Annotated in this window: 16 protein-coding genes and 1 tRNA gene; 7 read left to right on the top strand and 10 right to left on the bottom strand. The window is 64.5% G+C overall.

All coding sequences use genetic code 11. The features are described 5' to 3' along the window. Positions 1-452 precede the first annotated feature (452 nt). Positions 453-542: transfer RNA gene (locus AC1DYL_RS08440), tRNA-Ser, on the bottom strand. A gap of 248 nt (positions 543-790) precedes the next feature. Here AC1DYL_RS08440 and AC1DYL_RS08435 point away from each other — a divergent pair. The 3 genes from AC1DYL_RS08435 to AC1DYL_RS08425 all read left to right on the top strand — a co-directional run bounded on the left by AC1DYL_RS08435 (position 791) and on the right by AC1DYL_RS08425 (position 1,803). After that, the gene (locus tag AC1DYL_RS08435) at positions 791-1,114 is read left to right on the top strand and encodes a hypothetical protein (RefSeq protein WP_477151423.1); all 324 of its coding nucleotides are present in this window, start codon (positions 791-793) and stop codon (positions 1,112-1,114) included. Between the two features lie 12 nt (positions 1,115-1,126). Beyond that, the gene (locus tag AC1DYL_RS08430; RefSeq protein WP_477172787.1) at positions 1,127-1,471 is read left to right on the top strand and encodes an MmcQ/YjbR family DNA-binding protein; all 345 of its coding nucleotides are present in this window, start codon (positions 1,127-1,129) and stop codon (positions 1,469-1,471) included. 65 nt (positions 1,472-1,536) lie between these two features. Further along, positions 1,537-1,803 carry a hypothetical protein gene (locus AC1DYL_RS08425; RefSeq protein WP_477172786.1) on the top strand — a complete coding sequence of 89 codons (267 nt, stop codon included), beginning with the start codon at positions 1,537-1,539 and terminating at the stop codon, positions 1,801-1,803. A gap of 111 nt (positions 1,804-1,914) precedes the next feature. Here AC1DYL_RS08425 and AC1DYL_RS08420 read toward each other — a convergent pair whose 3' ends face one another. From AC1DYL_RS08420 to AC1DYL_RS08410, 3 genes are all read right to left on the bottom strand, one after another. After that, positions 1,915-2,550, bottom strand: coding sequence for a peroxiredoxin (locus AC1DYL_RS08420; protein ID WP_477151426.1), 636 nt, complete (start codon positions 2,548-2,550; stop codon positions 1,915-1,917). A gap of 174 nt (positions 2,551-2,724) precedes the next feature. Next, positions 2,725-2,916, bottom strand: a complete 192-nt coding sequence (locus tag AC1DYL_RS08415) for a hypothetical protein (protein ID WP_477172785.1) — start codon at positions 2,914-2,916, stop codon at positions 2,725-2,727. Positions 2,917-3,023: 107 nt separating this feature from the next. Beyond that, positions 3,024-3,575 carry a CreA family protein gene (locus AC1DYL_RS08410; RefSeq protein ID WP_477156984.1) on the bottom strand — a complete coding sequence of 184 codons (552 nt, stop codon included), beginning with the start codon at positions 3,573-3,575 and terminating at the stop codon, positions 3,024-3,026. A 112-nt stretch (positions 3,576-3,687) separates the two neighbouring features. On the opposite strand from AC1DYL_RS08410, the gene AC1DYL_RS08405 reads away from it, so the two are divergent. Next, complete coding sequence (locus tag AC1DYL_RS08405; RefSeq protein WP_477172784.1) at positions 3,688-3,969, top strand: type II toxin-antitoxin system RelE/ParE family toxin; 282 nt, start codon at positions 3,688-3,690, stop codon at positions 3,967-3,969. After that, positions 3,944-4,264, top strand: a complete 321-nt coding sequence (locus tag AC1DYL_RS08400) for a HigA family addiction module antitoxin (RefSeq protein ID WP_477172783.1) — start codon at positions 3,944-3,946, stop codon at positions 4,262-4,264. Before AC1DYL_RS08405 ends, AC1DYL_RS08400 begins: the two co-directional genes overlap by 26 nt. On the opposite strand, the gene AC1DYL_RS08395 is transcribed toward AC1DYL_RS08400, so the two are convergent. The 5 genes from AC1DYL_RS08395 to AC1DYL_RS08375 all read right to left on the bottom strand — a co-directional run bounded on the left by AC1DYL_RS08395 (position 4,261) and on the right by AC1DYL_RS08375 (position 7,232). After that, the gene (locus AC1DYL_RS08395; protein ID WP_477172782.1) at positions 4,261-5,073 is read right to left on the bottom strand and encodes an amino acid ABC transporter permease; all 813 of its coding nucleotides are present in this window, start codon (positions 5,071-5,073) and stop codon (positions 4,261-4,263) included. The genes AC1DYL_RS08400 and AC1DYL_RS08395 overlap by 4 nt on opposite strands. A gap of 41 nt (positions 5,074-5,114) precedes the next feature. Then, positions 5,115-5,912 (bottom strand): substrate-binding periplasmic protein, encoded by a 798-nt coding sequence (locus AC1DYL_RS08390; protein ID WP_477172781.1) that lies wholly within the window; start codon positions 5,910-5,912, stop codon positions 5,115-5,117. Positions 5,913-6,043: 131 nt separating this feature from the next. After that, on the bottom strand, positions 6,044-6,355 hold the full coding sequence (locus tag AC1DYL_RS08385; protein WP_477151431.1) for an Rdx family protein: 312 nt from the start codon (positions 6,353-6,355) through the stop codon (positions 6,044-6,046). Beyond that, the gene (locus AC1DYL_RS08380; RefSeq protein WP_477172780.1) at positions 6,352-6,792 is read right to left on the bottom strand and encodes a Crp/Fnr family transcriptional regulator; all 441 of its coding nucleotides are present in this window, start codon (positions 6,790-6,792) and stop codon (positions 6,352-6,354) included. Before AC1DYL_RS08380 ends, AC1DYL_RS08385 begins: the two co-directional genes overlap by 4 nt. Before the next feature lie 14 nt (positions 6,793-6,806). Beyond that, positions 6,807-7,232, bottom strand: a complete 426-nt coding sequence (locus AC1DYL_RS08375) for a cyclic nucleotide-binding domain-containing protein (RefSeq protein WP_477172779.1) — start codon at positions 7,230-7,232, stop codon at positions 6,807-6,809. Between the two features lie 185 nt (positions 7,233-7,417). Here AC1DYL_RS08375 and queF point away from each other — a divergent pair, with 185 nt between their 5' ends. Both queF and AC1DYL_RS08365 read left to right on the top strand, forming a co-directional pair. Further along, complete coding sequence (gene queF, locus AC1DYL_RS08370; protein WP_477156982.1) at positions 7,418-7,864, top strand: preQ(1) synthase; 447 nt, start codon at positions 7,418-7,420, stop codon at positions 7,862-7,864. A 66-nt stretch (positions 7,865-7,930) separates the two neighbouring features. Continuing rightward, positions 7,931-8,917, top strand: a complete 987-nt coding sequence (locus AC1DYL_RS08365; RefSeq protein ID WP_477172778.1) for an acetyltransferase domain-containing protein — start codon at positions 7,931-7,933, stop codon at positions 8,915-8,917. On the opposite strand, the gene gnd is transcribed toward AC1DYL_RS08365, so the two are convergent. Continuing rightward, on the bottom strand, positions 8,914-9,891 hold the full coding sequence (gene gnd / locus AC1DYL_RS08360) for a phosphogluconate dehydrogenase (NAD(+)-dependent, decarboxylating) (RefSeq protein ID WP_477172777.1): 978 nt from the start codon (positions 9,889-9,891) through the stop codon (positions 8,914-8,916). The genes AC1DYL_RS08365 and gnd overlap by 4 nt on opposite strands. Positions 9,892-9,936 lie beyond the last annotated feature (45 nt).

The following is a 9,936-nucleotide window of genomic DNA, read 5'->3' as shown; positions in this document are numbered from 1 at the left end:
CCGCATCGAGCAACCCTCGCGTGATAGCGGCTTGACCGGCGAACCGGTCCTTGCCGTGATGGTTTCCGCCTGAACTGCAGCGACCCGCAGCCCACCCGGTCTCCACCGCACCAACCACTCGTCATGATCTCGCTTCGGTGCAGCGGATGGGGGGAGAATCGCATGGGTGGGGACTGGGGGGATAAGTCGGAGGAGGTTTTTGGAGAGCCCCGAAGTTGGCCCCATTCCCATTATCCCAGATGTTCCAGGAACAACTTCGCGGACTGCCGAATTTCACGCCATCTCGGATCATCGATGACTTCACTCGGCTTGAAGTGAGCCGGCGTTTCTGAGGTGAACCGATACATCAACTCGTACAGAGCGGTCCCCGCCGATTTCTGATTGTCGCTCAATCCGTGTGAGATGCGCGGACTCTGAGCGTGGTCAACTTGCAGAACACACGGCAGACCGCGTGGCGGAGAGAAAGGGATTCGAACCCTTGAGACGGTTCCCCGCCTACACACTTTCCAGGCGTGCGCCTTCGACCACTCGGCCATCTCTCCGCATGCAGCGGGCCGGGCGGGCCCGGGTCTGCGTGTCCGGGGCCTGAGCCTGCCGGAGCGGGCGCAATATACTCATCGACGTCGTGTCCGCAAGGCACATAACGTCGTCGGCGGCGCACTGCGATCGATTGCTGCGTGATGGCCGGCAGAGTTGTCTTGTCTGCGGCGCGGGCGGCGTGGCAAAAGGAGCGAAGCAGCCGGCGGGGCAATCGGGAACCGCTTGGCGCATGCGGACGCGACGAACCTCGATGCGGCTCTTTATCAGGCTTTTGGGCACCTGGCTCCTTGGTGTGGCGTTGATCCTCTTGATCATCGACGGCACGCGTTCGCTCGGCGCCAGCCAGCTGGTGTTCACCTCACTGGCCGAGAACTGGACCTGGCTCAACGCCGACAGCCTTGCGACCGTGCGGGAGTTTCTTGCCGGCCGGTTCTTCGGCATGGTGCTCGAGCCGGTGTCCGAAGCGATCCTTGCGTTCCCGGGTTGGGCCGTGCTCGCCGTTCCGGGAGCGCTGCTGGCCTGGGCCGGGAGGTCGCGGAAGACGCGATTGTTTGTCCGGCACGACCAGATCTGAGGGCCGGCGACTTTGAACCTGCATGAGCGCGAGGGCTACACCGCTTTCGTTACCGGGCTGCCCGCCGTGACGCTGCACGAGCAGTGGGAGGCGCTGGTCGCAAAGGTCGGCGGCAAGGTGTTCTGCCTGCTCGGCGACAGCTCGGGCGATTTGGTGTTCAAGGTCGGCGAGATCGCCTTCGACGGCCTGACCGACCTCGACGGCATGGCGCAGGCGGCCTATTTCGCCAAGCGCCAGTGGGTGCGGGTGACGCCCGGCGCGCTCGAGCAGGAGCTGGCCGAGGGCTATGTCCGTGAGTCGCACCGGCTGATCGCCAGCAAGCTGACGCGCAAGCTCAGGGCAGAGCTGGGGATTTGAGCGGACGTTGACGAAGTCGTTCAGGACTTCTTAACTGTCGACCATTGGGCCATGAGGGGGCGAGAATGGTTGCAGGATTGCTTTATGTCGTTGGACTGATTGCGGTGCTGGCTACGATCATTGTGGCGGGCTTCGGAGCGCCGGGCCTGATCCAGATGATCAATACCGCGCTCGATGCGCCCGGCTCGGATTTGCTCGGGACGCTTGTCGATGCTGCCCGGCTGCTGCAATGGGCGGTGCTGCCATTCGTCGGCGGACTGGCGCTGATGGGGCTGGGCCGCATCGTCATGCTGCTCGGCGCGATCAATCGGGCGCTGCGCGGCAACGCCTGATGCAAAGCGGGCGGCCCGACTGGAGCGTGATCAGGAAAAGTTGCAGACTTTTCCGGTTCGATCACGCGACCAGATCAATGACCGCCGCTCGAATGCCGTGATGACGCGAGATCAGGCGCGCGGCTGCGGGACGATGCGCAGGTAGGGCTTCAGCGTCTTCCAGCCTTCCGGATACTTTTCGCGCGCTGCCTCGTCGGTGACGGCGGTGACGATGATCACGTCCTCACCGGCCTTCCAGTTCACCGGGGTCGCGACCTGGTGCTTGGCGGTCAGCTGCAGGCTGTCGATGACGCGGAGAATCTCGTCGAAGTTGCGGCCGGTGGAGGCCGGGTACTCGATCTTCAGCTTCACCTTCTTGTCCGGCCCGATGACGAAGACGGACCGCACCGTTAGGGAATTGTCGGCATTGGGGTGGATCATGTCGTACTTGCGGGCGACCTCACCCTCGACATCCGAGATCAGCGGGAAGTTCAGCGTTGCGCCCTGCGTCTCGGCGATATCGGCGGCCCAGCCGGCGTGGTTCTCGAGCTTGTCGACCGACAGACCCAGCACCTTGACGCCGCGCTTGTCGAATTCGGGCTTCAGCTTGGCGGTGTAGCCGAGCTCGGTGGTGCAGACGGGCGTGAAATTCTTGGGGTGCGAAAACAGCACGGCCCAGCTGCCGTCGATGTAGTCGTGGAAGCGGATGCGACCTTCGGTGGTCTCCGCCTCGAAATCGGGGGCGGTATCGCCGATGAGAATTGCCATGATGAACTCCTTGGTGCGGATCGTCGCCGCTTCTGGCGCAGGCGCGTCGACGAATATCCGACGCAGCCCAGTCGATTACGACTGCGCCGCATGAAATCCTTTTGTGTTTTGGCGTCAAGGCTGGGTAACCGCTTCCGCAGCAGCGGGGCCAGCAGCAAAATCAGCGTGATAGGGCTAGATGAGCCCGCTGGCCAGGCTGCGCTCGAGCACCACGACGAGCGCCATCGGCGGCGTCACGGCGAGGGCGAGCGCCAGGGGCTGGCTCACCCGCGCGACCCGGGCAATGAGGAAGATCACGACGATCAGCAGCAGCGCGACGCCGATGATCGCTGCACCTTGCTGTAGCGGCGGCAGCCAGCTGAACATGATCGTGCCTCCCACGCCCCATTGCGGGCATCCAGGCGAGACTGCGCGTCGAGGCATTGCCTCGGCGTTGCCCGGATCGGTCGGGTTTGATTAGGGTTTGAACGACCTCAGACGCCGCCTGCCGCGGTGCCGGCGGACGCCGCGGGGGCGGTCGCGGCGCCTTTCGGAGCCCCGTTGGTCCAGGTGACGTCGAGCCCGGTGAGCGGCACCACCGACAGCGACATCTTGCCCGAGCCCTGCTGCAACTCGCGCGCGTGGGCGAGGTAGATCAGCGAGTTGTTCTCGGCATCGTAGATTCGCGACACGCGCAGGCTCTTCCAGATCAGCGAACGGGACTGCTGGAAGATTTCCTCGCCGCCCTTGTTGGTGTTGATCTTGCCCACCGTGATCGGCCCAGCCGCGGTGCAGTCGACCGCCGAGTAGGACGGATCCTCGAACCAGTTGCCCTGCTGCAGCCGGTCGATCAGCGAGCGGTTGAAGTACGCGACGTGGCAGACGACACCCTTCACCTCGGGATCAGCCACAGCCTCGACGCTGATATCGTTGCCGGTCCAGTCGACCCCAACACTGCCGACATTAGTGCCGTTATTGTTGCCGCACGCTGCGAGCGCGCCGGTGAGGACGAGGGCGAGGCCGAGGGAGGCAAGGCGCTTGATCATGCTGCAGGTCCAGGGGTTCGAGTTGCGGACGGGCGTGATGTGGGGACGGCAGGGCGCATCCACAAGAACTATAACGCGTTGCGTTACATAACGCACCACGTTATGATGCGCCGTGATCCACGGTTTCGCCGATCGAGAGACGGAGCTGATCTGGACCGGCGTTCGGAGCCGTCGGCTGCCGGGCGATATGCAATCGGCGGCGCTGCGGAAGCTCCGCATGCTGAACCAGGCGCGCAAGCTGGACGATATGCGTGTGCCGCCTGGAAACCGACTGGAAGCGCTGAAAGGCGAGCGGGCCGGACAACACAGCATCCGCATCAACGACCAGTGGCGGATATGTTTCGTATGGAAGGATGGAGGTGCGCACCATGTCCAGATCATCGACTATCACTGAGGCGGACAACCTGCTCCCCAATCCGCGCCCCGGGGATATCCTGCTCGAGGAATTCCTGAAGCCGATGGCGCTGAGCCAGAATGCGCTGGCGCGCGCTATCCATGTACCGCCGCGCCGGATCAATGAGATCGTATTGGGCAAGCGCGATGTCACTGCTGACACCGATCTTCGTCTGGCCCGCTATTTCGGAATGTCCGAGGGGTTTTTCCTCGGGCTGCAGGCCGACTTCGACCTGATGGAGCGCCGTCGCCAGATCGCGTCGCAACTCGAGGAAATTACCCCGCGTGCTGCCTAGCTTCGCTCCGATTGTTTCAACCGTTTCTCCAAGAGCCGCACCAGCAATGACAGCGAGATGGTCATGGTGAGGTAGAGGAACGCCACGACGTTGTAGGTCTCGAAGAACTTGAAGCTGCCTGATGAGTAGACCTTGCCCAGCTGGGTGATGTCCTGCACGCCGAGCGCCGAGACCAGGGCGGAGTCCTTGATCATCGAGATGAAGTCGTTGCCGAGCGGTGGCAGGATGGTGCGCAGCGCCTGCGGCGCGACGATGTGGCGGAAGGTGTTCCAGCGGGAGAGGCCGAGTGCCTTGGCCGCCTCGATTTGCCCACGGTCCACCGCTTCGATGCCGGCGCGGAAGATCTCGGCGATGAAGGCCGAGTAGCACACCGTGAGCGCCACGATGGCGCGCCAGGTGAAATCGAAATTGCGGACGGTCAGCGGCTCGATCAGCTCGGCCTGCAGCAGCGGCGTCAGCACCCAGTTCGCAGCGACGACCATCGCCGGGGCGCCGACGAACGCGACATAGAACAGCGCCACGAGGATCGGCACGCCGCGGATGATCTCGACGTAGAAGGTGGCGATCTGGCTGAGCCACGGATTGCCGGACGTTCGTGCGAGCGCCACCAGCAGCCCGAGGATGCCGGCGAGGCCGAAGGCGACGAAGGTCACCCACAGCGTCGTCACCACGCCCTTGGTCAGCACCGAGAAGATCTCGGCATAGCCTTCGTCGGCGACGATGGCCCACAGGATGGTCAGCCCGAGCAGCGCGATGGCCAGCAGCCACCACGGGAACTCAGCAATGCGTTTATTGGGGGATGCCGGCATCGAAAAGGGACGCGCCTGTGAATGCGCGTCCCGATGATCGCTTACGAGTTCTGCTGACCGTACTCGAAGAACCACTTCTTGATCAGCGCATCGAGCGTGCCGTCGGCCTGCATCTGGTCGAGCGCGGCGTTGAACGGCGCCACCAGGTCGGAACCCGGCGTCAGGATGAAGCCGAGCGGCTCGGACTTGATCGGCTCGCCGACCTGCTTGAAGGCGCCGGGATCGGCGCCGATGTAGCCGGCAGCGGCTGACTGGTCGGCGATGACGGCGTCGACGTCGCCGGATTTCAGCGCCTGCACCGAAGCGCCGAAGGTGTCGAACAGCTTCACCCGCGGGTTGGCCTCGTCGCCATCGAGCACGTCGTAGATCGCGGTGTAGAACGCCGAGGTGCCGGCCTGTGCGCCGAACAGCAGGCTGGTATCGTCCTTGAAGCTCTGGATGCCGGTGATGCGGGCTTCGTCACCGCGCACGAGGAAGTACTGCTCGACCGTGATGAAGGGCTTGGTAAAGTCGATCTGTTCTTCGCGTTCGGCATTTATGGTGATGCCGTCGGCGCCGATGTCGAACTGCGCAGTGCGCACGGCTTCGATCATCACGTCCCAGGCCGAGAGGTTCCACTCGACCTTGGCGTTGAGGCGCTTCGCCACCTCGTTGATCACGTCATATTCGAGGCCGATCCCGGCGCCGGATTTGTCGGCGAAGTTCAGCGGGTAATAGGCGTTCTCGGTCACCGCCTTGATGGTGCGGCCACCGAGATCGGGCAGGCCCTGGGCATGGACGGGCAGCGCGAGGCCGAGCGCCAGCAACGGCGCGGCAAGCAGGGTGATGAAGGATTTCATGAGGCGGCATTCTCCCACAATGGCTGTGGCCGGCCAATATTACCCCTGCCGGCATTGGCGGGACCATATCCGGCAGGCTCTTGCGGCCTCAACTGAATTTTCTGAAACAGGGTGCTGAAGGACGCCGGATATCAGGAATGCCCGTGCTTGGCGGCGGGGCCATGCGGATGATCGATGTGGCCGAGGTCCCGGCCCGGATCGATCCGGTCGCGCACCAACTGCTTGATCTGCTTGGCATCGGGGAAGCCGCCGTCGCGCTTGCGCTCCCAGATCAGCACACCGTCGAGATGGATCTCGAAGATGCCGCCGGTGCCGGGCACCAGCGTCACCTCGCCCATCTCGAGGCTGAAGGTCGAGAGGACTTCCTGCGCCATCCAGGCGGCGCGCAACAGCCAGTTGCATTGCGTGCAGTAGGTGATGGCGAGCTTCGGCTTGTCGGTCATATCTGCGGATCCGCCCAGGAGGAGAAGACGTTGGTCGGGAGCACGAGGACGTCATTCTCCTCGCCCTCGCGGCTGCGCAACGCCACCAGTTGCGCGGTGGTGGCGTTGACGCGCTGCGCCAGGAGCCGCGCGATCTGCAGCAGCCACGACGGGTGCGCCTCGAGCACGGTGAGCGCTTCATTGATGACGTAGAGCTGCACGTCGGTGACGGCGCGCACCGTCGCCGAATGCGGCCGCTCCAGCAGCACGCTCATCTCGCCGAAGATGGCGCCGGGCTGCTTGATGGTGGAGACGAACTTGCCGTCCCGCAGGACTTCGACCTCGCCTTCCTTCAGCACCATGATGCTGCCGCCGGCCTGTCCGCCCTGCACGATGAGTTCAGTGCCAGCGGGAAAGAAATCGAACTTCAGCCAGCTTTCCGTCTCTTGACCCGCCACCAATCCAACTCCTGCTATTCGAGTAGAGCGAAGATCTTGTCGAACATGTCCTGGTCCTCGCGGGCCTTGGCTTGCTTGCGCATATCGACCAGCAACGCCGTGGTCTTGTGCAGCCGCGCCGCCAGGAGCTTCGCGATGTGCCGCGCCGCCGCGGGGTGAGCGTCGAGGAATGCGTCGGCGTCGTCAGCGACGTGCACCTCCGCGCCGTTGCGCGTCCTGACGGTTGCCGAATGCGGCAAATCGAGCAGCGCCGACATGTCGCCGATCACCGAGCCGGGATCGCCGATCGCGGCGACGGTACTGCCGTTACGCAGCACCTCGAGATCGCCGGACTTCAGGATGTAGAGCTTGCCGGTGCGTGCTCCCTCGCTGACCAATACCGCCCGTGGTCCCAACACACTGACTGGCAGCGTCGCCGCTGCCACGAGAATCTGCTCCATCAACTCAACCTGCCCGTACACATGCGGGAATGGTAGCCGAGCTTTGCGACGATGCGAAGCGCACGATTTCGCTGGCCGCACCGGCGGGGCGCGCGTATGGGAGGCGCCGCGCCGGTTCCTTACCGGCTGCAGCCCGAAACCTCCCGTCCCCGGTCACCTGCCGGGCTCGACATTGGAGAGAACAAATGGATACGTCCGTCCTCGGCCGCCCGGCCGAGATTCCACTCGATCCGGCCAGCGCCGTGCTCGATCGGGTGCCAAACCCGCACCCGGATATCGACTACCTGATCCGCTTCACCGTGCCGGAGTTCACCGCGCTCTGCCCGATCACCGGGCAGCCGGATTTCGCGCATCTGGTCATCGACTACGTCGCCGACCAGTGGATGATCGAGTCGAAATCGCTGAAGCTGTTCATGTTCTCGTACCGCAACCACGGCGCTTTCCACGAAGCAACGACGGTCGACATAGCGAAGCGCCTGGTCGACGCGCTTGCGCCGCGGTGGCTGCGGATCGGCGGCTACTGGTATCCGCGCGGCGGCATTCCCATCGATGTGTTCTGGCAGACCGGCGCGGCACCGGCCAACCTGTGGTTGCCTGAGCAGGGCGTACCCGGCTATCGCGGTCGCGGCTAGTTCGACGCTTGAGCGGCGGCGCCGTTCCACTATGGTCGCGGAAATCGAAACCGGGGGACGAAGCGGGTGAGTCTTGACCTGAGCAGCGGGACGCGTCCCCGCTACCAGCTGCTCGATCTGCTGCGCGGCGTGGCGATCATCGCCATGGTCGTCTTCCACGTCGCCTGGGACCTCTACTATTTCGGCTACTCGAATGTGGACGTCACCACCGAACTCGGCTGGGTGATCTTCCAGAAGTCGATCGTCTCGAGCTTCCTGCTGTTGGTCGGGGCGGGCCTGGTGCTGGCGCATGGCAAGGCCATCCGCTGGAACAAGTTCTGGCGGCGCTTCGGCATCCTCGTTGCCTGTGCGCTGCTGGTCACGGCGGGCACCTACTGGATGTTCCCCGACTTCTTCGTGTTCTTCGGGGTGCTGCACGCGATCGCGCTCTTCTCGTTGATGGGGCTCGCGTTCCTGCGGCTGCCGCCGTGGCTTGTCGCGGCGATTGGCGTCGCGGTGATCGCCGCCAATTTCCTCTACAACGACCCGGTGTTTTCGAGCCGCGAGCTCGGCTGGATCGGGTTCTGGCCAACCTCGCCGCCGACCAGCGACGTGGTGCCGATCTTCCCGTGGTTCGGCGTCGTGCTGCTCGGTATGGCCGCCATGCGGCTGATCCTCGCCTCGCCGCTTGCCGAGGATCTGGGGCATTTCCACAGCAGCGAGCCTCTGGCCCGCGGGCTCGCCTTCATGGGGCGCTGGAGCCTGCCGATCTACGTGCTGCACCAGCCGCTGATCATCGCGGTATTCTTCGGGCTGGCGCAGTTGCAAGCGCCGGTGCTCTCGCCGCCGGTGCTCACAGAGGCGCAGGCGTTCGTGCAGAGCTGCACGCAGAGCTGCCTCGCCGCCGGTTCGGGCGCGGCGCGCTGCGAGCGCTATTGCGCTTGCGCTGTCGAGCAGGTGGAACAGGACAACCTGTGGGAAGCAGTTGCCGCGCCCAAGCCCAACGACGAACAGCTGGCGCAGTTCGCCGGCGTCACCAACCTCTGCACCGCGATGGCGGACAAAGCGCCCTAGTTCTGTTCCTTGTGGCCGCCGAAGCCGAGCCGCATCGCAGACAGCATCTTCTCGGCGAAGTTATGCTCCTGGCGCGAGCGGAAGCGGGTGAACAACGCGGCGGTCAGCACCTCGGCCGGTACGGCTTCCTCGATCGCTGCCTCGACCGTCCAACGGCCTTCGCCGGAATCCGCCACGTGGCCGGAGAAAGCCTCGAGCTTGGGGTCCTTGGCCAGCGCGATCGCCGATAGATCCAGCAGCCATGAGGTCACCACCGAACCGCGCCGCCAGACTTCGGCGATATCGGCGACGTTGAGCTCGAACCGCTCGCCCGGCGGCAGCACCTCGGCGTTCTTGCTCTCGAGGATGTTGAAGCCCTCGGCATAGGCCTGCATCATGCCGTACTCGATACCGTTGTGGACCATCTTGACGAAGTGCCCGGCGCCCGCCGGCCCGGCATGAATGTAGCCCTGCTCGACCCGCGGATCGAAGCCGCCGCGGCCCGGCGTCTCCTCGATCTCGCCCTTGCCGGGCGCCAGCGCTGCAAAGATCGGATCGAGGTGGTCGACTGCCGCCTTCTCGCCGCCGATCATCAGGCAATAGCCGCGCTCCAGCCCCCAGACGCCGCCCGAGGTGCCGACATCGATATAGCGGATGCCGGTCTTCTGCAGCTCGGCGGCGCGGCGGATATCGTCCTTGTAGTAGGAGTTGCCGCCATCGATCAGGATGTCGCCCGGCGCGAGGCAGGAGGCGAGGTGGGCGATGGTACCCTCGGTGATCTTGCCGGCCGGCAGCATCACCCAGATGGCGCGCGGGCTCTCAGTCAGCGAGGCGACCAGTGCCTCGAGCGTCTCGGCCGGACGTGCGCCGTCATTGCCGAGTGCAGCCCGCGTGGCCGCGTCGATATCGTAGACCGCGACGTCGTGCCCGGCACGCATCAGCCGTTTGGCGATATTGCCGCCCATGCGGCCCAACCCGACAATACCGATCTGCATGATGCTCTCCACTGTAACGACCGACGCGGGGGGTGTTATACGCGA

This window comes from Devosia sp. P1_H9 (genome assembly GCF_056405135.1).
Note: the sequence above shows the minus strand (reverse complement) of the source record. Positions and strands in the feature narration are given on the sequence as shown.